Source organism: Pseudomonas sp. BYT-1 (assembly GCF_023611805.1).
GTDB classification, from domain to species: Bacteria; Pseudomonadota; Gammaproteobacteria; order Pseudomonadales; family Pseudomonadaceae; genus Aquipseudomonas; species Aquipseudomonas guariconensis.
Genome location: NZ_CP072559.1, coordinates 1,685,725 through 1,708,298, shown reverse-complemented (window position 1 = coordinate 1,708,298; position 22,574 = coordinate 1,685,725). Strand labels below are relative to the sequence as shown.

At 61.9% G+C, this 22,574-nt stretch carries 16 protein-coding genes; 12 read left to right on the top strand and 4 right to left on the bottom strand.

Going from position 1 to position 22,574, the window contains the following annotated elements:
* The first annotated feature begins 143 nt into the window (after nt 1-143).
* On the top strand, nt 144-731 hold the full coding sequence (locus J5X93_RS07800) for a YecA/YgfB family protein (RefSeq protein WP_043214359.1): 588 nt from the start codon (nt 144-146) through the stop codon (nt 729-731).
* Between the two features lie 7 nt (nt 732-738).
* Nucleotides 739-1,104, top strand: coding sequence for a YbaN family protein (locus J5X93_RS07795; protein WP_043214361.1), 366 nt, complete (start codon nt 739-741; stop codon nt 1,102-1,104).
* Nucleotides 1,105-1,107: 3 nt separating this feature from the next.
* Here the strand turns inward: J5X93_RS07795 and J5X93_RS07790 are convergent, their stop codons facing one another.
* Both J5X93_RS07790 and J5X93_RS07785 read right to left on the bottom strand, forming a co-directional pair.
* Entirely contained in the window at nt 1,108-1,449 is a 342-nt protein-coding gene (locus J5X93_RS07790; RefSeq protein WP_052352502.1) for a cupin domain-containing protein, read from the bottom strand.
* Between the two features lie 159 nt (nt 1,450-1,608).
* Nucleotides 1,609-8,067: a retention module-containing protein gene (locus J5X93_RS07785; protein ID WP_250342648.1), complete on the bottom strand. Its 6,459-nt coding sequence runs from the start codon at nt 8,065-8,067 to the stop codon at nt 1,609-1,611.
* Between the two features lie 516 nt (nt 8,068-8,583).
* On the opposite strand from J5X93_RS07785, the gene J5X93_RS07780 reads away from it, so the two are divergent.
* From J5X93_RS07780 to J5X93_RS07770, 3 genes are all read left to right on the top strand, one after another.
* Nucleotides 8,584-9,957: a TolC family outer membrane protein gene (locus J5X93_RS07780; protein WP_090345527.1), complete on the top strand. Its 1,374-nt coding sequence runs from the start codon at nt 8,584-8,586 to the stop codon at nt 9,955-9,957.
* Between the two features lie 75 nt (nt 9,958-10,032).
* Nucleotides 10,033-12,168, top strand: coding sequence for a type I secretion system permease/ATPase (locus J5X93_RS07775; protein WP_182943353.1), 2,136 nt, complete (start codon nt 10,033-10,035; stop codon nt 12,166-12,168).
* Between the two features lie 142 nt (nt 12,169-12,310).
* Nucleotides 12,311-13,663 (top strand): HlyD family type I secretion periplasmic adaptor subunit, encoded by a 1,353-nt coding sequence (locus tag J5X93_RS07770; RefSeq protein WP_043214847.1) that lies wholly within the window; start codon nt 12,311-12,313, stop codon nt 13,661-13,663.
* Between the two features lie 87 nt (nt 13,664-13,750).
* Here J5X93_RS07770 and uraH read toward each other — a convergent pair whose 3' ends face one another.
* Complete coding sequence (gene uraH, locus J5X93_RS07765; protein ID WP_043214849.1) at nt 13,751-14,104, bottom strand: hydroxyisourate hydrolase; 354 nt, start codon at nt 14,102-14,104, stop codon at nt 13,751-13,753.
* Nucleotides 14,105-14,493: 389 nt separating this feature from the next.
* Between uraH and puuE the strand changes: the two genes are divergently transcribed.
* From puuE to J5X93_RS07730, 7 genes are all read left to right on the top strand, one after another.
* The gene (puuE, locus tag J5X93_RS07760) at nt 14,494-15,420 is read left to right on the top strand and encodes an allantoinase PuuE (RefSeq protein ID WP_043214851.1); all 927 of its coding nucleotides are present in this window, start codon (nt 14,494-14,496) and stop codon (nt 15,418-15,420) included.
* Nucleotides 15,420-15,935: a 2-oxo-4-hydroxy-4-carboxy-5-ureidoimidazoline decarboxylase gene (gene uraD, locus J5X93_RS07755; protein ID WP_043214853.1), complete on the top strand. Its 516-nt coding sequence runs from the start codon at nt 15,420-15,422 to the stop codon at nt 15,933-15,935. Before puuE ends, uraD begins: the two co-directional genes overlap by 1 nt.
* A gap of 93 nt (nt 15,936-16,028) precedes the next feature.
* Complete coding sequence (locus tag J5X93_RS07750; RefSeq protein WP_043214855.1) at nt 16,029-16,532, top strand: ureidoglycolate lyase; 504 nt, start codon at nt 16,029-16,031, stop codon at nt 16,530-16,532.
* Between the two features lie 45 nt (nt 16,533-16,577).
* On the top strand, nt 16,578-17,906 hold the full coding sequence (locus tag J5X93_RS07745) for a urate hydroxylase PuuD (RefSeq protein WP_043214857.1): 1,329 nt from the start codon (nt 16,578-16,580) through the stop codon (nt 17,904-17,906).
* A gap of 156 nt (nt 17,907-18,062) precedes the next feature.
* Nucleotides 18,063-19,415 (top strand): nucleobase:cation symporter-2 family protein, encoded by a 1,353-nt coding sequence (locus tag J5X93_RS07740; RefSeq protein WP_043214859.1) that lies wholly within the window; start codon nt 18,063-18,065, stop codon nt 19,413-19,415.
* A 134-nt stretch (nt 19,416-19,549) separates the two neighbouring features.
* Nucleotides 19,550-20,335 (top strand): outer membrane protein OmpK, encoded by a 786-nt coding sequence (locus J5X93_RS07735; protein ID WP_182941451.1) that lies wholly within the window; start codon nt 19,550-19,552, stop codon nt 20,333-20,335.
* Between the two features lie 353 nt (nt 20,336-20,688).
* The gene (locus J5X93_RS07730) at nt 20,689-21,471 is read left to right on the top strand and encodes an outer membrane protein OmpK (RefSeq protein WP_043214863.1); all 783 of its coding nucleotides are present in this window, start codon (nt 20,689-20,691) and stop codon (nt 21,469-21,471) included.
* Nucleotides 21,472-21,570: 99 nt separating this feature from the next.
* On the opposite strand, the gene J5X93_RS07725 is transcribed toward J5X93_RS07730, so the two are convergent.
* On the bottom strand, nt 21,571-22,485 hold the full coding sequence (locus J5X93_RS07725) for a DUF808 domain-containing protein (protein WP_182941453.1): 915 nt from the start codon (nt 22,483-22,485) through the stop codon (nt 21,571-21,573).
* Between the last annotated feature and the right edge of the window lie 89 nt (nt 22,486-22,574).

Here is a 22,574-nt window from a genome sequence, read left to right as displayed (position 1 = left end):
TGGGTGAAAAATCGCGAAGTATACCCCAGTGCCCGCTCGCGCAGGATGCCTTGACTGCTTCCCCACGACAGACGTTCCCTTGGCCCCCAGCCGCCGCAAGGTGCTAGAATTCGTTATCGTTTATTCCCCAAGGTAGCCCTGTAATGTCCTTCGCCGAGCAACTGACCCGCCTGCAAGCCTTCCTCGACGCCGACGAGCTGCACGAAGAAGCGCTGGACTACGTCGCCGCCCATGGCTACCTGACCGCGCTGTCGATCTGCTCCGAGGAAGTTCCCGAGCGCGAATGGATCGACGCCCTGTTCGCTGAAGAGCCCCACTACGCGAGCGATGCCCAGCGCACCGAGATCGAGGCGACCCTGGTGGCCCTCAAGGCCCACATCGGCCGCCAACTGGCCAGCGACGACGAGTTCGAGCTGCCATGCGACCTGGACTTGACCGACGAGCCGGACGACTCCGACCTGCGCGGCTGGTGCATCGGTTTCATGGAAGGCGTCTTCCTGCGCGAGGAAGCCTGGTTCGAGAACGCCGAGGAAGAAGTCAGCGAAATGCTGCTGCCGATCATGGTCGGTTCGGGCCTGTTCGACGAGCAACCGGAGTTCGAGGATATCGCCCGCAATGCCAGCCTGCAGGATGACATGATCGTGCAGATCCCCGAGGCGCTCACCGCGCTGTTCCTGCTGCTGCACGCCCCTGACGAGAAACCTGCCCTGCTCAAGCCGCGCCACCACTAAGGTGGCCATGCGCTACCTGTTGCTGGCCATCGGCTGGCTCAGCGTTGCGCTGGGGGTGGTGGGGATCTTCCTGCCGGTGCTGCCTACCACCCCTTTCCTGCTGCTGGCTGCGGCGTGCTTCGCGCGCAGCTCGCCACGCTTTCACCACTGGTTGATCAACCACCCCAAACTGGGTCCGTGGATCCGCGATTACCTCAGTGGCGAAGGCATCCCGCTCAAAGGCAAGGTCTACGCCATCGGCCTCATGTGGGCGAGCATCGGCCTTTCCTGCTACCTGGTGCCCCTGTTCTGGGCACGGGCCTTCATGCTCACCAGCGCCGTGTTGGTCAGCCTGTACATTCTCAAGCAAAAGACCCTGCGCCGCCCCGGTTGACGCTCAATCGCTGAGCGACGACGGTTCGGACTCCACCACCAGCAACAGACACCCCCTGGGCGAACGCAACCAATGCTCGGAGCCTGCGGCGTAGACCAAGCTGTCGCCCGCGCGAAACACCTGACCATCGACATCCATGACTTCGCCCTCCAGCACCTGCAGCAACTCGGTGGCTGCGTGCCGGTGCGGCACTGAGCGGCTGCCGGGCGCCATTTTCATCCAGTAGGCCTGCCAGGGGCCGGTATCGGCCAGGATTTTCCAGCTGACGCCTTCCAGGCGCTGACCGCCCAAGAGCATGGGCTGCCACTGGACCTGGCTGGGGGTATGGGATTCGCGTAGGGACATGTGGACTGATTCCGAGGTGGGCTCGATCACAGTCTAGGGAGCTGACGCAGGCCCGGTGCTGCAGGTACGACCAGGGCGTATGCCCTGGCGTCGCATTTGTGCCTGGATCGAGAGGCGAGCCCGCGCCTGCAGGCGCGGGTCTCACGCCGCCCGTAACATTCAGACAGTATCCACTTTCAATGAGTGGTCATTGAGCATCCCATTGATGATAGTTGCAGTGTCCTGCCCCGAGGCGATCACCCCACCCGCGCCGGCCGTGACACCATAATGCTGAGCCAAGTCGACCCCGGCCAGCTCGATGGTCTGGGTGGGCGCCGCGCCCGCCACACTGCTGACTTCGATGGTCGAGACCACATTGGTTCCGGTACCGGTGACCTTGAAGTGCAGGTAGTCGTCCAGCGAGGCGGACGTGGCATGCTCTCCCTGAAGCAACTGCGACAGGTCGAGGCGATCACTGCCGGGGATGAAGTCAGTGACGGTGTCGTGCCCCACATCCCCCTTCTGCCACACAAACGTATCGTTACCGCCCCCCCCGGTGAGCCGGTCATTGCCCAGCCCGCCGATGAGGACGTTGTTGCCGCTATTGCCGATCAGGAGGTCGTTGTAGTCGGAGCCGATCAAGTTATCGATGCCATTGAGGGTGTCGATACCAGCGCCCCCGGTATCCTGCGCCCCCGTGAGGTTCAGGTTGACCGTCACCGCGCCGGGGGCCGAGGCGTAGCTGGCGGTATCGGTACCTGCACCGCCATCGAGCAGATCATTGCCCGGGCCGCCGATCAGCAGGTCATTGCCTTCCCCGCCGTAGAGCTTGTCATCACCACCGCCACCGACCAGCACATCGTTGCCAGCAGCACCGTGCAGGGTATCGTTCCCCGCGCCGGCAACCAGGGTGTCGTTGTCGGCAGTGCCGGTGAGCACACTGCCGCCCTGGTAGGTGATGTCGGCATTGCCCGTCGCGCTGCCGCCGTGGCCATCGCTCACCGTGTAAGTGCCGTTGTAGGCATCCTGCTCGGCATTGCTGTAATCGATCGACATCGTCAGTAGGTAGTTCACATTGCCGTGGCTGCCATTGCCGCTGGACAAGTTGATCATGTGGATGGAGTACGTCCCGTCGTGGCTGGCAGTGAAACCTTTGTCATTGTCGATGGCCTGGTAGCTACCGCTTTCGTCCTTCCATGCCATGGCGACCTGACTTGCCGACACGTCATGGTGCAGGTTCAGGGTCTCACCTTTCTTGAGCGTGACCGTCAAAACATCCTGGGCGTTGGCGAAGTTGCCGTTGGGCGAGGCCAGGAAGCCGCTCACGATCAGCGCGGCCGCCATGCTGTCGGCCGGCCCACGGAACTCGCTGCGCGCAAGGTCACGCACCCGGTTGGACAAGTTGCTGCCGGTACCAGTGAAGTCGGCCACAGGCGTGTCGCTTCCCACGCCAAAACCTGCGCCGTTGGGGGAAAACCGAGTGTCGAAGTAGGTCGAGGACACCGAGAGCTTGTCGTAATCAGGGTCGTTGTCATTGGCCAGCAGGGCCTCGGCCGGCACCGTCATCCCAGTGCCGGCGATATTGGTGATGAGATGGTCGGCCCCAGCCACAGGAGGCGCGTTCGTCACCTGCGGTTCACCGATCCAGGGCTGGCTGTCCTGTACCTTGATGCTGACGGTGGTGGTGCTTTCATCGCCGTCGGCGTCGCGGATGGTGTAGACGAAGGTGTCGGTCGCGCCATCGCTGCCCACGCTGTTGGGGTTGGCGTGGTAGCTGGCGCTGCCGTCGGCCTTGAGGATCAGGTAGCCATAGTTGCCCATGATCTGTGTGCCAACCTCACCATGGGCGGCGGTCGAAGTGTCGCTGCCAGCGCGCACGCCAACCACGACGTTGCCATTGGTCACCTTGTCCGCGCCCAGGTCATCGTTGTACAGCACATTGCCGGTGACCACCCCGCCTTCATGCACGATCGACTTCGCATCGGCGATGGCCTGGGGCACGTCGTCGACGATGTTGATGACGATCTGGCTGGTGATGGTATTGCCCTGCTGATCCTTCGCCTGGTAGGTGAAGGTCTCGGTCGTGGTATTCGGGCCATCGTTGACGCCACCTGGGGTCTTCGGCGCCGAGGTCAGGGTGTAGGTGTAGGTGCCGTCTCCGTTCAGATGAATCTGACCGTATTGCCCGACGGCATTGCCCACCAAGGTGTAGGTCAACGCACCGACCCCGCCTTGCACCGCACCGACCAGGGTGCCCGTTCCCGTCTCTCCCGTGGAGGTTGGATCGCTGCCAGTGACAGTCCCGGCCGCCAGGTCCTTGCCATCCTGATTCAGGTCCAGGGCTTTTTCATAAACCGTTACATCGCGGTCTGGGCCGATCACCGAAAGCGGATTGCCCTGCACATTGAGAGTGACGGTCGTGGTGCTCTCGTCGCCATCGGCGTCGCGGATTGTGTAGACGAAGGTGTCGGTGGCACCGGCACCCGCCACACTGTTGGGGTTGGCGTGGTAAGTCGCCCAGCCGTTGGCGTTGATGACCAGGTAGCCGTAGTTACCCATGACCTGAGTGCCGACATCGCCATGTGCGGAAGTCGAGGTGTCGCTGCCGGCGCGCACACCGACCACGACGTTGCCATCGACCACTTTGTCCGCCCCTATGTCATCGTTGTAGAACACGTTGCCGGAGACGACACCGCCCTCATGGACGGGTGCCGAATCCGGGTTGGCCTTGGGCACGTCGTCGACGATGTTGATGACGATCTGGCTGGTGATGGTGTTGCCCAGTTGATCCTTCGCTTGATAGGTGAAGGTCTCGGTCAGGGTGTTCGAGCCATCGTTGGCGCCACCTGGGGTCTTCGGCGCTGAGGTCAGGGTATAGGTGTAGGTGCCGTCTCCGTTGAGATGGATCTGACCGTATTGCCCGACGGCATTGCCCACCAAGGTGTAGGTCAACGCACCGAGCCCGCCTTGCACCGCGCCGACCAGGGTGCCTGTCCCGGTTTCACCCGTGGAGGTTGGGTCGCTGCCGGTGACGTTGCCAGCCGCCAGGTCCTTGCCGTCCTGGTTCAGGTCCAGGGCTTTTTCGTAAACCGTCACATCACGGTCCGCCCCACTGACCGACAGTCCACTATCCAGCACCTTGATAGTGACGGTGGTGGTGCTCTCGTCGCCGTCGGCGTCGCGGATGGTGTAGACGAAGGTGTCGGTCGCACCGGCACCCGCCACACTGTTGGGGTTGGCGTGGTAAGTCGCCCAGCCGTTGGCGTTAATGACCAGGTAGCCGTAGTTACCCATGACCTGAGTGCCGACATCGCCATGTGCGGAGGTCGAGGTGTCGCTGCCGGCGCGCACACCGACCACGACGTTGCCATCGGCCACTTTGTCCGCCCCTATGTCATCGTTGTAGAACACGTTGCCGGAGACGACACCGCCCTCATGGACGGGTGCCGAATCCGGATTGGCCTCGGGCACGTCGTCGACGATGTTGATGACGATCTGGCTGGTGATGGTGTTGCCCAGTTGATCCTTCGCTTGATAGGTGAAGGTCTCGGTCAGGGTGTTCGGGCCATCGTTGACGCCACCTGGGGTCTTCGGCGCCGAGGTCAGGGTGTAGGTGTAGGTGCCGTCTCCGTTCAGATGGATCTGACCGTATTGCCCGACGGCATTGCCCACCAAGGTGTAGGTCAATGCACCGACCCCGCCTTGCACCGCGCCGACCAGGGTGCCTGTCCCGGTCTCACCCGTGGAGGTTGGGTCGCTGCCGGTGACGTTGCCAGCCGCCAGGTCCTTGCCGTCCTGGTTCAGGTCCAGGGCTTTTTCGTAAACCGTCACATCACGGTCCGCCCCACTGACCGACAGTCCGCTGTCCAGCACCTTGATAGTGACGGTGGTGGTGCTCTCATCGCCGTCGGCGTCGCGGATGGTGTAGACGAAGGTGTCGGTCGCACCGGCACCCGCCACACTGTTGGGGTTGGCGTGGTAGGTGGCGCTGCCGTCAGCGTTGAGTATCAGGTAGCCATAGGTGCCCATGATCTGGGTGCCGACATCGCCATGAACAGGTGTCGAGGTATCGCTGCCAGCCCTTACGCCGACCACGGCCTTGCCCTCAGGAGCACCATCGGCCCCAACCACATCGTTGTGCAATACGTTGCCGGTGACCACCCCGCCTTCGTGCACGATGGATTTGGTATCGGGATTGGCTTGAGGCACATCGTCGACAATATTCACGTCGATGCTGCCGCTGGCACTGCTGCCATCGCTGTCGGTCGCAACGACGGTAAAGCTTTCGCTCACACTGTTGGCGCCATCGGCGTTCGGGTGCGCCTCATTGTCGGTCAGGGTGTAGCTGTAGCTGACGACGCCGGTGGCCGGGTTGTAGCCGGTCACGGTCAGGGTATTGCCCAGCGGTGTGGTGATCGATTGCGGGAAGCCCGCCACCACCCCGCCATTGACCAGGGTGATTCCCCCAACGACCAGCGTTTGCAGGCCATCGGCTGCGGTGACGGTAAAGGTCCCGCTTTGCGTCAATGCCGAGGCATCGGGGGCACTGCCGTCGGCCAAGTGCTTCTCGTGAACGGTGAGCTCGCCCCCTTTTACAGCCAGCCCATCGAGGGTAACCGGGTCGTTGAGGTTGGTGACATTGAGCACCAGCGTCGCCGTGCTGCTGTCCCCGTCCGCGTCGGTCAAGGTGTAGGTGAAGTGCTCCACGCCCAAGCCGCCACCGTGCAGGTTGATGAAGTCCGGGTCGTTGGTGTTCAGCGTGTAGGTGTAGGACCCGTCCGCCGCCAGCACCAAGGTGCCATAGGTGCCGACATAGGTACCGGCGGTGATCGGCCCGGATGGCACACGGTCGGCCCCCTGCACATCGTTGCTCAGCACATTGCCGGTCAAGGTGGTCTGCTGCTCGGTCGCCACCGTGGGGTTGCTGTCGTCCAGGGCTTTGGGCGCGTCGTCGACAATGTTCACGTCGATGCTACCGCTAGCACTGCTGCCATCGCTGTCGGTCGCAACGACGGTAAAGCTTTCGCTCACACTGTTGGTGCCATCGGCGTTCGGGTGCGCCTCATTGTCGGTCAGGGTGTAGCTGTAGCTGACGACGCCGGTGGCCGGGTTGTAGCCGGTCACGGTCAGGGTATTGCCCAGCGGTGTGGTGATCGATTGCGGGAAGCCCGCCACCACCCCGCCATTGACCAGGGTGATTCCCCCAACGACCAGCGTTTGCAGGCCATCGGCTGCGGTGACGGTAAAGGTCCCGCTTTGCGTCAATGCCGAGGCATCGGGGGCACTGCCGTCGGCCGAGTGCTTCTCGTGAACGGTGAGCTCGCCCCCTTTTACAGCCAGCCCATCGAGGGTAACCGGGTCGTTGAGGTTGGTGACATTGAGCACCAGCGTCGCCGTGCTGCTGTCCCCGTCCGCGTCGGTCAAGGTGTAGGTGAAGTGCTCCACGCCCGAGCCGCCACCGTGCAGGTTGATGAAGTCCGGGTCGTTGGTGTTCAGCGTGTAGGTGTAGGACCCGTCCGCCGCCAGCACCAAGGTGCCATAGGTGCCGACATAGGTACCGGCGGTGATCGGCCCGGATGGCACACGGTCGGCCCCCTGCACATCGTTGCTCAGCACATTGCCGGTCAAGGTGGTCTGCTGCTCGGTCGCCACCGTGGGGTTGCTGTCGTCCAGGGCTTTGGGCGCGTCGTCGACGATGCGAACGTCCAGGGTGCCACTGGCCACACTTCCATTGGTGTCGCTGACATGCACCGAGAGCTGCTCGCTGACTGCCTGTGCGCCTCCGGCGGTCGCCAGGGTGTAGCTGTAGCTGACCGTACCGGTGACCGGGTCATAGCCGGTGATGGTCAGGACATTGCCCAAGGCGGTGGTCAGCGACTGGCCGACACCCGTTACCACGCCTCCGGTGACGACATTGATACCGCCGACATTGAGGTTGAACACGCCATCGGGCGCCGACACAGTGAAGCTGCCGCCCTGGGTCAAGGCACCAGGGTTACTGGCAGAACCGTGCGGCAGATGGGCCTCTTGCAGGGTCAGCTCGCCTCCGGCGACGTCCAGTCCGTGCAGGGTGACCGGATTATCGGGATCGTCTGGGCCATCGGTTACCGGTCGGCGATCATCATCGAAGCGCGTATCCCCGGCATCGGGAATCGTGAACTCAGGGATGCCATTGAACCCTGCGGTGAGGAAACCAATCACCGGGTCGACGCGCCCGGCCACCTCGGTCAGCAATACGAAGCTATGGCCACCGCCCACCGCACCGGGCGCGCCGGTGCTGCTGGGGCCTGCCGCCGTGGCCTCGGCCTCCTGGCTCGGGTCAGCACCTGCGGCAATTGCCTTTTGCAAGCGCTCGACATCACTCAAGTCAGCCTCACTGGGCGCTATCGCTTCAGGGCCCTGCACATGCTCCGCGGGGTGGGCCAACAGCTCCGGCCGCAGCTCAAGGCTGCTGTCGCGCCCCAGGGTGAGCTCGCCACCGTTATCCAGGTGCACGGCTACAGCCCCCGCGGCGCCGGTCTCGAGTTGTTCTCCGGCATACAGCCGGTCACCTTCGACCAAGACCCGACGGGTGCCGTCCTGACCGACCGCGAAGACTTGCCCGACAACCTTGCTGACCACACCAAGTGATTTAGCCATGAACCAATGCCTCCATTGCCGAGTGATTCCCGCAACGCGAGGCTTTTGGAGGAAGGAGGAATTCGCGGCGTTGACCATGCACGCAGCGATGCGTCGATAACTGCGCCAGGCCCCGATTTCACGGGGGATCAAGGCTTATGGATGATAGTCGACGATGAACCCGGCAAAACGCGATGGCAAAATGACAGATGTCAATAAAATGTCGCCAAATAACGTCCTGCCTCCCTCCCCTCGTTAGATCCCTGCCCTCTGCTGCAAGAAAAACGGGAACTTTTCTCAGAGGCCCGAAAAACAAAGCGTGTGCGCTTATTCAACGGACGACCTGAGTAGAACAATGTCCGGTATTTCTTAGAGCGCATAAGTTTTTTTTCGCATAAATCTTATGAGGAAATCTTCTTAGTTCGCCTGGTAAATGTTCTTAGCTCTGTTGTTACAAACCTGAAACGGTTTGACTCTTATTTTTCGTCATTTTTTTGGCGATTGCAGGACTTTTTCGAGACCAGGGAGATGTACTCCATGCGCGTTCTAACCCCCATCACCAGTGCAATTCTGTTGGCCATGGCATGCGCCAACTCTCAGGCGATGTCGATCACCGAGGCTGTCCAGAACGCGGTGGACCAACATCCCGAAATCAGCGCCAGCCGTAACAGCCGTTTGTCGGCTGATGAAGATGTGAAGTTCGCGCGTGGGGGCTACTACCCCAGTGTCGACCTTATTGCAGGCTATGGTCGCCAACGCTCCGACAACACCAATACCCGTGGCTTCAACCCTGATGGTTCGCGCAACCACAACAAGGAAACCCTCAGCTACACCCAGTCGGAACTGCGTCTGCGGCAGATGCTCTTCGATGGATTCAATACCGCCAACGAGGTGGGCCGTACCGAGGCAGTGGCCAACTCCCGTGCCTACTTCACCCAGGCGACGGCCGAAACAGTGGCATTGCGTGCGATCGAGGTGTACCTGGAGGTGCTTAAGCGTCGCGAACTGGTGACCCTGGCCAAGAACAACCTGCAAGCCCACCTGCGGGTCAACGACCAGATCGGGCTTCGCAGCGAACGCGGCGTGGGCAGTAATGCCGACCTGGACCAGTCCCGTGCCCGCCGGGCCTTGGCCGAAAACAACCTGGACACCGCCGAAGTCGACTTGGCCGACGCCGAGGCCAACTTCTACAGCGTGGTCGGACGCATGCCCGATGAGCTCGAAACGCCGGTCACCATCAAGGGCGAGGTGCCCACCACCCTGGAGCAGGCACGCCAGGGCATGTTGGAGAACAACCCCTACCTCAAGTCGGCCCAGGCCGACGTGAATGCCGCCGAGCAACAGTACGAAGTGGCCAAGTCGCCCTTCTACCCACGCCTGGACGCCGTGCTGGCCACCGGCGCCAACAACAACATCGCCGGCCAGCGCGGCCATGACAACAACGATTGGCAGGCCGGTGTCGAGCTCAACTACAACCTGTTCCGCGGCGGCAGCGACAAGGCGCGCCTGCAGTCGGACGCGCACAAGATCAACCAGGCCATGGACATCCGCAACAATGCCCTGCGCGAGCTCAACGAGAACCTGAGCCTCGCCTGGAACGCCATGAACAATGCGCGCAAGCAGACCCCGACCGCCCGCGAATACGCCGAAACCACCCAACGGGTGCGCGCCGCCTACCAAGACCAGTTCGGCCTTGGCCAGCGCACCCTGCTCGACCTGCTCGACAGCGAAAACGAGCTGTACAACGCCAATCGTCGTTACACCGAAGTGCGCTATACCGAGGAGTTCTCCATGTATCGCGTGCTGGCGAACATGGGCGAGCTTCTGAGCAAGCAACGTATTTCGCTGCCGCCTGAGGCCATCGCCAAGACCGAAGTGCGTAACGAAGCCCGGTTGCCCGACATGCGGTAGTTCGTGCGTACTGCTGGCTGTTCATCCAGAAAGGATTGGTTTCCACCGCGGCAGGAGTAGACCATCGTGACCAGTATGCAAAGCGCGCAACCGCGCCTGGATGTTGATGATCCTTTGCTCGATGGCCTGCTGATTCTGTGCAAGCTGCACGGCTGCCCCGCCAGCCGTGCCGGTTTGTGCAGTGGCCTACCCTTGGCCGACCAGCGCCTGCCCCTTGAACTGCTGCCCCGCGCCGCTGCCCGCGCAGGGCTTCAGGCACGGGTACTGGAACGCACTCTGGCCAACATCTCGGAACTCAACCTGCCGGTTTTGTTGATGCTCAAGAACGGGCGTAGCGCCGTGCTGCAGCGCTGGGGCAATGATGGCCGGGCATTGATCCTGCCCTGTGAAGCCGAAGGTGGCGAACAATGGGTCGAACGCGAATCGCTGGAACAGGCCTATGCCGGTCAGGCGTTGTTCGCCCGCCCTCGACACACCTTGGAGAACCTGCGCACGCCCCTGATCCCGCGGGTTGACGCCTGGTTTCGCGATACCCTCAAACATTCGCGCTGGCTGTATGGCGATGCCCTCTTGGCCAGTCTGCTGATCAACCTGCTGGGGCTGATGGTGCCCTTGTTCGTCATGCAGACCTACGACCGGGTGGTGCCCAACCAGGCGCTGTCGACCCTCTGGGTACTGGTCGTCGGCCTGTTCATTGGCACGGCTTTCGAACTGGTGCTGCGCATGGTGCGCGCCCATCTGCTGGACCAGGCCGGCAAGAAGACCGACCTGATTCTCTCGGCCACCCTCTTCGAACGCATCACCGGCATGTCCATGAAGGCCCGGCCCGCCACCATCGGCGGCTTCGCCCAGAGCATTCATGACTTCCAGGGGCTGCGCGAATTCCTCACCGCCGTCACGCTCACCAGCATCATCGACCTGCCATTCGTGGTGCTGATGCTGCTGGCGATCGGCCTGCTCGGCGGCTGGCTGGTGTTGATCCCGCTGATCGCTTTTCCCGTGGCCGTGGCGTTTGCCCTGTTCATCCAGGTGCGCCTGCGCGACACCGTACAAAAAAGCCTGAGCCTGGGCTCGGTCCGCCAGGCCCTGCTGATCGAGACCCTCGGCGGGCTGGAGACGCTCAAGGCCTGCGGTGCCGAAAGCGAGCGTCAGTACCAGTGGGAACACACCAACGGCGCCATCGCCCGCCTCGATGCCCATGCCCGCAATCTGTCCTCCCTGGCCAGCAACGGCACGCTGTTCATCCAGCAGTTCTGTGGCATGGCCACCATTGTCGCCGGGGTCTACAGCATCATCGCCGGCAACCTCAGCGTCGGCGCATTGGTGGCCAGCTACATGCTCGGCAGTCGGGTCCTGGCGCCATTGGGGCAGATCGCCGGCCTGATCACCCGCTATCAGCAAGCCCAACTGACCATGCGCAGCACCGACGCCCTCATGGCCCTGCCCCAGGAGCGCCAAGCCGAGCACCAGGCCTTGGAACACACCACGCTCAAAGGTGGTCTTGCCCTCAACCACGTGAGCTTTCGCTACCCAGGACAGAGCGCCCTTGCCCTGCAGGACGTGCACCTGACTCTGCAGCCCGGCGAGCGCATCGGCATCATCGGGCGCAGCGGCTCGGGCAAGAGCACACTCGCCCGCCTGCTGATGGGCTTTCATCATCCGGAAGAAGGCCAGGTGCTACTGGACAACCTCGACCTGCGCCAGCTGGACATCGCCGACCTGCGCGTGCAAATGGGCTATGTCGCCCATGACCTGCCGCTGCTGGCCGGCAGCCTGCGCGACAACCTCACCTTGGGTGCCCGCCATGTCAGCGACGCGCGCATGCTCGAGGTGGCAGAGCTGACCGGCGTCAGCGAACTGGCCCGCCTGCACCCGCAAGGCTTCGACCGCCCGGTGGGTGAGCGTGGCCAGTTGCTGTCCGGCGGCCAACGCCAGTGCGTGTTGCTGGCGCGGGCATTGCTGCTGGAGCCGCCGATCCTGATCCTCGATGAACCCACCAGCCACATGGACAACAGCAGCGAGGAGCAACTGCGTCAACGCTTGCTGGCTTGTGTTGCGGGTAAGACCGTGGTGTTGGTCACCCATCGCACGTCCCTGCTGAGCCTAGTGGACCGGCTGGTAGTGCTGGACAACGGCAAGGTCGTCGCCGACGGGCCGAAGGACGCGGTCATCGACGCCCTGCGAAAAGGCCGCATCGGTGCTGCCGTATAGGAAGCAAACAAAGCCCGCGGATTCCGCGAGCCAGACGGGAGCAGGTTTATGCAAGGTGCGTCACCGCCGCGTGGGCGGACGAGCCCGCCCACAGGCCCCGGGCAAATCCATGTGTATCGCGTGGGTCAAAGAGAGGTAGGTCATGTCCCTGAGCCAGAGCATCCGCAGCCCCCACGGCAACGACAAGCGCGCCGAACGCGACTATATGCCGGAGCTGGCCGGCGCCACCTTGCAGGACTCCCCTCGCCTGTCGCGACTAACCGTGTGGCTGACGGCCGCCCTGCTGCTCGCAGCGCTGGCCTGGGCCCACTTCGCGGTGGTCGATGAGGTCACTGTGGGCGAAGGCAAGGCCATCCCGTCGAGCAAGGTCCAAGTGGTGCAGAACCTCGAAGGCGGTATCGTCACCGAGATCTTCGTGCGCGAAGGCCAGATGGTCGACAAAGGCGCCACCCTGCTGCGCCTGGACGACACGCGGTTTCTCTCCAACAAAGGCGAAAGCGAAGCCGACCGCTATGCCCTGACAGCCCAGGTCGAGCGTTTATCGGCCGAATCCGAAGGCCGCCCGTTCAACCTTTCGGACGAAGTGCGCGCCAAGGCGCCCCAGGTGGCCGAAGACGAAACGGCCCTGTATGAGTCGCGCCAGCGCCGCCTGGCAAGCGAGAAGCAGACCCTCAACGAACAACTGCGACAGAAGACTCAGGAGCTGGCCGAATTTCGCTCCAAGGTGGACCAGTACCGCTCGGCCCTGGGCCTGCTGCAACAGGAACTGAACATGTCCACCCCGCTGGTGGGCACCGGGGCGATTTCACCGGTGGAGATCCTGCGCCTGAAACAACGCGCCGTGGAGGCACGCGGTCAGCTCAATGCCACCAGCCTGGCGATCCCCCGGGCCGAAGCGGCCGTGGCGGAGATCAAGAGCAAGATCCAGGAGTCCGACGCCACCTTCCGCTCCGAGGCCGCCAAGGAGCTCAACGACAAACGTACGGAGCTGTCGAAGATCACCGCCACCAGCATCGCCATCGACGACCGGGTTAACCGGACGACGGTGGTTTCGCCAGTGCGCGGGATCATCAAGCTGCTCAAGGTCAATACCATTGGCGGCGTGGTACAGCCCGGCAGCGATCTGGTCGAGATCGTGCCGATCGAAGACAACCTGCTGATCGAGGCCAAGGTGCGCCCGCAGGATGTCGCCTTCCTGCACCCAGGGCAGACGGCGATGGTCAAGTTCAGCGCCTATGACTACACCATCTATGGCGGGCTCAAGGCCAAGCTCGAGCTGATCGGTGCCGATACCGTGACCGACGACAAGGGCAACGCCTTCTACCTGATCCAGGTGCGAACCGAAAAGAACCACCTGGGCGGGGACAACAAACCCTTGCTGATCATTCCGGGCATGGTGGCAACCGTGGACATCATCACCGGGCGCAAGAGTGTGCTCGATTACCTGTTGAAGCCGGTGCTCAAGGCCCGGACAGAGGCGCTGCGCGAACGCTGAACAGGCAGTTGCCAAACAGCAGGCAAAAAAAAGCCCGCCAGTGTGAGAGCGGGCATAAGGACCTACGAAGATTCTTCTAGCGACCAACTAGCTTCCACGATAGGTCGAGTAACTGTACGGCGAGATCAGCAGCGGCACGTGGTAGTGCTCTTGCTTCTCATCGATACCGAAGCGCAGGACGACCACATCCAGGAATGCGGTCTCCGGCAATTTCACGCCACGGGCGCGGTAGTAGTCACCGGCGCTGAATTGCAGCTGGTAGACACCCGTGCGGTAGTCTTCACCCTGCAGCAGCGGCGCGTCGACGCGGCCATCGCTGTTGGTCAGGGCAGTGTTCACCAGCTCCAGTTGCTGGCCTTCGACACGGTACAGCTCAACCTTGATCGAGCTGCCCGGGCAGCCGTGAGCGGCATCCAGTACGTGTGTGGTCAAACGTCCCATTTGCTTGTCGCCTCTTGTCGTATGCGTGGGCAAAAAATACACGGCAATCACCGCGCCAAGGGCCTGCGGTGTGCGGGAATGGCGCCATTAAGACACTTTCTCGATAAATTGTACACAATTTTTTGAACCCCTCTTGCACAACCCTCTCGCCCTCTCGATAAATACGGCATTCACCGCAAAGACAGGCCCCATGCCGACCTCAATGTCGTTATCTGACCGTTCAGGCAGGTTTCTTGCAACCCATTCCCAGCCGACAAAAGGGAAGAAATGCGGAAAAACAGGCTTACAAATGATTTCAGAACTTGTATACAATCACCCTCATCCGGTGGTGCGACATCCCGACGCGGTCCGCCCACCACCCGCACTAACGTACAAGAAGGAAGACTGCAGTGAGCGCTGACTACCCTCGCGACCTGATCGGTTACGGCAACAACCCACCTCACCCGCACTGGCCAGGGAACGCACGCATCGCTCTGTCCTTCGTGCTCAACTATGAAGAAGGTGGCGAACGCAACGTCCTGCACGGTGACAAGGAATCCGAAGCCTTCCTGTCCGAGATGGTTGCCGCTCAGCCTCTGCAAGGCGTGCGCAACATGAGCATGGAGTCGCTCTACGAATACGGCAGCCGCGCCGGCGTCTGGCGCCTGCTCAAGCTGTTCAAGGAAACCGGCGTTCCGCTGACCATCTTCGCTGTGGCCATGGCTGCCCAACGCCACCCCGATGTGATCCGCGCCATGGTCGAAGCCGGCCATGAGATCTGCAGCCACGGCTACCGCTGGATCGACTACCAGTACATGGATGAGCAGCAAGAGCGCGAGCACATGCTCGAGGCCATCCGCATCCTCACCGAACTGACCGGTGAGCGTCCGCTGGGCTGGTACACCGGCCGCACCGGCCCGAACACCCGCCGCCTGGTGATGGAGGAAGGTGGCTTCCTCTATGACAGCGACACCTACGACGATGACCTGCCCTACTGGGAGCCGAACAACCCGACCGGCAAGCCGCACCTGGTGATCCCCTACACCCTGGACACCAATGACATGCGCTTCACCCAGGTCCAGGGCTTCAACTGCGGCGAACAGTTCTTCCAGTACCTCAAGGACGCCTTCGACGTGCTCTACGCAGAAGGCGCCGAGGCGCCGAAGATGCTTTCGATCGGCCTGCACTGCCGCCTGGTCGGCCGCCCGGCTCGCCTGGCTGCGCTCAAGCGCTTCGTCGAATACGCCAAGAGCCATGACCAGGTCTGGTTCGCCCGCCGCGTGGACATCGCCCGCCACTGGCACGCCACCCACCCGTACAAGAACGAGAACGCCTGATGACCGCTTTCAAGACCCTCAAGCCATCGACCCTGGACCGCGACGCCTTCGTCAAGGCCTTCGCCGACATCTATGAGCACTCGCCGTGGGTTGCAGAAAAAGCCTACGACCTGGGTCAGCTGGGCGAACTGGACGAGATCGAGGCGCTGCACCAGCGCATGAGCGACATCCTGCTCAGCGCCAACCATGAGGATCAACTGGCGCTGATCAACGCTCACCCGGACCTGGCCGGCAAGGCCGCCATCCAGGGCGAGCTGACCGAATCCAGCACCAATGAACAGGCCGGCGCCGGGATCCACCAGTGCACCGCCGAAGAGTTCGCCCGTTTCACCGAACTCAACGACGCCTACAAGGCCAAGTTCAAGTTCCCGTTCATCATGGCGGTCAAAGGCAGCAACCGGCACCAGATCCTGGCCGCTTTCGAAAAGCGCATCCACAACGACGCCGATGCCGAATTCAAGGAAGCCCTGGCGCAGATCAACCTGATCGCCCTGTTCCGCCTGCTGCAACTTTAAAAGATGGTGCGATGGCCGCCCCGAGCGCGCGACACACTCGCCCCGGGGCTCGGCCCACACCCTAAACAGAACACAGAACAAAGAGATAACCGCATGCGCACTTTAGTGATCGAGCCCCTGACCAAAGAAGCCTTCGCCCCTTTCGGTGACGTGATCGAAACCGACGGCAGCGACCACTTCATGATCAACAACGGTTCGACCATGCGCTTCCACAAGCTCGCCACGGTCGAAACCGCCGAGCCCGAGGACAAAGCGATCATCAGCATCTTCCGCGCCGATGCCCTGGAGATGCCACTGACCGTACGCATGCTGGAACGCCATCCGCTGGGCAGCCAGGCTTTCATCCCGCTGCTCGGCAACCCCTTTCTGATCGTGGTCGCGCCAGTTGGCGATGCACCTGTATCAGGCTTGGTCCGTGCCTTCCGCAGTAATGGCAGGCAGGGCGTTAATTACCATCGCGGCGTCTGGCACCACCCGGTGCTGACGATCGAAAAGCGGGATGATTTCCTGGTGGTTGATCGCAGTGGTTCCGGCAACAACTGCGACGAGCATTACTTCACCGAGGATCAGATGCTGATCCTCAATCCCCACCAATAAGAAAAGGTCGGTCATCGTCTCGGTGATCGGCAAGAGGTACATACTGTGGAAGCACACCTTCACGAATGGCTGAACCTGAGCATTCGCTGGGTTCACATGATCACCGGTATCGCCTGGATCGGTGCATCGTTCTACTTCGTCTGGCTGGAAAACAACCTGAACCGGAGCAATCCGCGCGAAGGTCTGTCGGGTGACCTCTGGGCCATCCACGGCGGTGGTATCTACCACCTTGAGAAGTACAAGCTCGCACCGCCGAAGATGCCGGAGAACCTGCACTGGTTCAAATGGGAAGCCTATTTCACCTGGATGTCCGGTATCGCCCTGCTCTGCGTGGTGTTCTACTGGAACCCGAGCCTCTACCTGCTGGCACCGGGCAGCACCCTGAGCGGTGCCGAAGGCGTGGCCATCGGTATCGGCTCGCTGGTCGCCTCCTGGTTCATCTACGACTTCCTGTGCGATTCGCCCCTGGGCAAACGCCCTGCCCTGCTCGGCGCCGTCCTGTTCGTGCTGATCATCGCGGCCTGCTTCGGCTTCAGCCTGGTGTTCAGCGGTCGTGGTGCGTACCTGCACACCGGCGCGATCATCGGCACCATCATGGTCGGCAACGTGTTCCGCATCATCATGCCGGCCCAGCGCCAGCTGGTGGCCGCCATCGAGAAGAACGAAACCCCTGATCCGGTCCTGCCGGCCAAGGGTCTGCTGCGTTCGCGCCACAACAACTACTTCACCTTGCCGGTGCTGTTCATCATGATCAGCAACCACTTCCCGAGCACCTATGGCAGCCAGTACAACTGGCTGATCCTGGCCGGGATCGCAGTGGCTGCGGTACTGATCCGTCACTACTTCAACACCCGTCACGAAAGCAACAAATACGCCTGGACCCTGCCTGTCGGCGCCCTGGCGATGATCTGCCTGGCCTACGTGACAGGTCCGAAGCCGATGCCGACCGCACCTGAGCAAGCCGCGGCGAAGGTCGAGTACCAACCGCTGCCAGCGACTGCCATCGGTGGCAAGACCGCTGCCGAGCAACGTGCCGAAGACGCCGCCAAGGCTGCCCAGGCACCTGCCGCCCCGGCCGAAGCTCCTGCCCAGGCAACCGCCCAGGCCGCCCCGGGTGGGTTCGAGAAAATCCACACGGTCATCCAGGAACGCTGCACCGTGTGCCACTCGGCCAAGCCGACCAGCCCGCTGTTCAGCGCTGCGCCCGCCGGCGTGATGTTCGACACTCCGCAGCAGATCCAGGCTCAGGCCGCGCGCATTCAGGCGCAGGCTGTCGCCAGCCAGATCATGCCGCTGGGCAACATCACCCAGATGACCCAGGAAGAACGCAACATGGTCGGTGCCTGGATCGCCAAAGGCGCTCCGGTCAACTGATCGAAGCTGCAAGCTTCAAACCTCAAGCTGTAAGTAGTAGGTAACAAGCAAGCATCGAGCCCTGAGCCTCAAGCGGGAACCCCAAGCTTTTTTAAAGCTTGCCGCTTGAAGCTCGCGGCTTGGATCCGAGAATAAAAACAAAACTCGAGGTGCTGCATGTCCGAGTCCCGCAAGGCGTACATCCCCGTTGCGCCCCCACGACAGCCTCTGCCCCTGTTCCAACTGATCCTGGTGGGTCTGCAACATGTACTGCTGATGTACGGAGGTGCGATTGCCGTGCCTTTGATCATCGGCCAGGCCGCCGGACTGTCTCGTGAAGAAGTCGCTTTCCTGATCAACGCCGACCTGCTGGTCGCTGGCGTTGCCACCATGGTCCAATCGTTCGGTATCGGTCCCGTCGGCATTCGCATGCCGGTGATGATGGGTGCCAGCTTCGCTGCCGTCGGCAGCATGGTCGCCATGGCCGGCATGCCCGGCGTAGGCCTGCAGGGGATCTTCGGCGCGACCATCGCCGCCGGGTTCTTCGGCATGCTGATCGCCCCGTTCATGTCCAAGGTCGTGCGGTTCTTCCCGCCGCTGGTCACCGGTACCGTCATCACCTCGATCGGCCTCTCGCTGTTCCCGGTTGCGGTCAACTGGGCCGGTGGCGGTCATGAAGCCGATACCTTCGGCTCGCCGATCTACCTGCTGGTCGCAGGCCTGGTGCTGGCTGTGATCCTGCTGATCAACCGCTTCATGCGGGGGTTCTGGGTCAACGTCTCGGTGCTGGTCGGCATGGGCCTGGGCTACGTCCTGGCCGGTTCGATCGGCATGGTGGACCTTTCCGGTCTGTCCGAGGCACCATGGCTGCAAGTGGTGACCCCACTGCACTTCGGCATGCCGACCTTCAGCCTGGCTCCGATCCTGTCCATGTGCCTGGTGGTGGTGATCATCTTCGTCGAGTCCACCGGCATGTTCCTTGCGCTGGGCAAGGTCACCGACCGTGAAGTCACCCCTGGCATGCTGCGTCGTGGCCTGATGTGCGACGCCGGTGCATCGTTCGTTGCAGGTTTCTTCAACACCTTCACCCACTCCTCCTTCGCCCAGAACATCGGTCTGGTGCAGATGACCGGGGTACGCTGCCGCTACGTCACCATCGTCGCCGGCGCCCTGCTCATCCTGCTCAGCCTGCTGCCGAAGGCGGCCTTCCTGATCGCCTCGATCCCGCCCGCTGTACTGGGTGGCGCGTCCATCGCCATGTTCGGCATGGTCACGGCCACAGGGATCAAGATCCTTCAGGAAGCGGACATCTCCGACCGCCGCAACCAGCTGCTGGTCGCAGTCAGCGTGGGCTTTGGCCTGATCCCTGTGGTCCGTCCGGAGTTCTTCGCGCAGATGCCGCACTGGATGGAACCCATCACCCACAGTGGTATCGCCATGGCAACGGTCAGCGCCTTGGTGCTGAACCTGCTGTTCAACATCCTGGGTGGCGCCGAGCGCGCCGTGCATAACGCAGCCCACCAGCATTGAGCCAAGGGCGGCAATCCTGCCGCCCTGCTCTTTCATGCAGTAACCGCAACACCGGTGACCCACGCACGTGGGTCGCAGGGGGCGCGCTTGCGCGTCACAAACCACAAACAAGAACAAGAACCGGGAATCTCAACATGAAACGCATCACTTCGTCCCTGTTGCTGGGCAGCAGCCTGCTGGCCTCCCTCCCCGCTGTCGCGGGCGACTTGTTGGAGTGGCACGGCGAAAGCCTGACCTACCTGTACGGCAAGGACTTCAAGGTCAACCCAGGCATTCAGCAGACGGTGACGTTCGAACACGCCAACCGGTGGAAGTACGGCGACACCTTCCTGTTCATCGACAAGACCTTCTACAACGGCCAGGCCGATGCCAGCAAAGGCCCTACCACCTACTATGGCGAATTCAGCCCTCGCCTGTCGCTGGGCCGGATCTTCGACCGCAACCTCTCGTTCGGCCCGGTCAAGGACGTGCTGATCGCCATGACCTACGAGCGCGGTGAAGGTGACAACGAAGCCTATCTGATCGGTCCTGGCTTTGCCCTGAACGTGCCGGGCTTCAACTACTTCAACCTGAACTTCTATGTACGTAATACCGAAGGCAGCCGCCCGGGTGATAACGTCTGGCAGATCACGCCTAACTGGTCCTACACCATCCCCGTGGGCAAGTCCGACATCCTCATCGATGGCTACATCGACTGGGTGGTGGACAACGACGAGACCCGTCGTGGTACCTACCACGCTAACTTGCAGTTCAACCCACAGGTCAAATACGACCTGGGCAAGGCGCTCAACTGGGGCGCCAAGCAGCTGTATGTGGGTATCGAATACAGCTACTGGAAAGACAAGTACGGCATCGACAACAGTGGCAACATCGACAGCAATCAGAGCGTCACCAGTGCCCTGGTGAAAGTGCACTTCTAAAAGTTGACTCGTAGTTCAGGTTTTATGCCATAGTTACTCCCGGACGGAGTACTTGAGACCGGGCGCGCAAGTGGGTAATCTGCGCGCCCCCTCGATCAGGGCAGGAAGGATCCTGCCCGCGTTTACTGACCGCTCAGTCAATGAATTAGGGCGGTTGGCCAACGTGTTGCCAGCCTGAAACACCCATTTCATCCGTTCAGAACGTAGTCGAGCAGGATGGTTGTGACCAACCGGAAATGTTGGCGCAGCTCTTGCCCATTAGCTGTGGCCAATCGAAAAAAACTGACTCAAAAGACAAAAAATGCGCCTCAAGAGCGCTGACAACAGATCCACTCAAGGGAGCGACCTGCGCAATGCGTACCATCAACAGCCTGATTCTTGCCGGCGGCCTGCTGGCTTCCGGTGCCAGCTTCGCCGGCGATCTGCTGCAATGGCAGAACAACAGCCTCACCTACCTGTGGGGCAAGAACTTCAAGGTGAACCCTGAAACCCAACAGACCGTCACCTTCGAACATGCCGACGGGTGGAAGTACGGCGATAACTTCATCTTCGTCGACAAGATCTTCTACCAAGGCAAGAAAGACGCGAACAACGGCCCCAACACCTACTACGGCGAGATCAGCCCGCGTCTGTCGTTCGGCAAGATCTTCGACCAGAAGCTCGAGTTCGGCCCGATCAAGGACGTGCTGCTGGCCATGACCTATGAGTTCGGCGAGGGCGACACCGAGTCCTACCTGATCGGTCCCGGCTTCGACCTGGCCATCCCAGGCTTTGACTACTTCCAGCTGAACTTCTACCAGCGCACTACCGACGGCAGCCGTCCGGGTGACAACGTCTGGCAGATCACCCCGGTCTGGTCCTACACCATTCCCGTAGGTTCGTCGGACATCCTCATCGACGGCTTCATGGACTGGGTCGTGGACAACGACGAGAACCGCCGTGGCGACTACCACGCGAACCTGCACTTCAATCCGCAGGTCAAGTACGACCTGGGCAAGGCGCTGAAGGTGGGCGAGAAGCAGTTGTACGTAGGTATCGAGTACGACTACTGGAAGAACAAGTACGGCATCAAAGACAGCGATGGCTTCACCACCGATCAGAACACCATGAGCTTCCTGCTCAAGTATCACTTCTGATCTGAGTGGAGGGGCTGCTGCGCGGCCCAGTCGCAATAAGGCCGTTCCTCACAGGCGTGGGAACGGCCTTGTGCCGTCACGAACTGGGCTGCGCCCTCGCTAGCGAGCGGGCCGCAGCGCCCGCCAAACCTTGCTCAGCACGCCCACCAGCGCCAGCACCACACCGCCAGCCACCACACCGGCCACGCCATTGAGCAAGCCGCCGGTCAGCGACCCGCCCCGCCCTTCGCTGAATGCCTCGATGGCGTGATGCAGCGGCTCGATGCCATGCACCAGGATGCCCCCACCGACCAGGAACATCGCCGCGGTGCCGATCACCGAGAGGCTTTTCATCATGTACGGCGCAGCCCGCAGGATGCCATTGCCCACGGCGCGGGCCAGGCTGGACGTCTTGGTCGTCATCCACAAGCCCAGGTCGTCGAGCTTGACGATGCCGCCCACCAAGCCGTAAACGCCGATGGTCATCACCACGGCGATGCCCGAGAGCACGACGATCTGCTGCGTCAGCGGCGAATCGGCGACGATGCCCAGGGTGATGGCGATGATTTCCGCCGAGAGGATGAAGTCGGTGCGCACTGCACCCTTGATCTTGTCTTTCTCATAGGCCACCAGGTCGATGTTCGGATCGGCCAGGGCCTCGTTGCGCGCGTTGTGCTGCGCCTGGTCTTCGTCCTTGCTGTGCAGAAACTTGTGCGCCAGCTTCTCGAAGCCCTCGAAACACAGGTAGGCGCCACCGAGCATCAGCAAGGGTGTCACCGCCCAAGGGATGAACGCACTGATCAGCAACGCCGCCGGCACCAGGATCGCTTTATTCACCAGCGAGCCCTTGGCCACCGCCCACACCACCGGGATCTCGCGATCTGCACGCACCCCGGTGACCTGCTGGGCGTTGAGCGCCAGGTCGTCGCCCAGCACCCCTGCGGTCTTCTTCGCCGCGACCTTGGTCATCACCGAAACGTCGTCGAGCACCGTGGCGATATCGTCGATCAGTACCAGTAGACTGCTTCCTGCCATGATTGCCTGCATCCCATGGATTGAGTGGGTCGATTCTAGCCGAAAGAGGCCGCCTTGAGCGCCCGACAAGGCGGGTGCTACCATGCCGA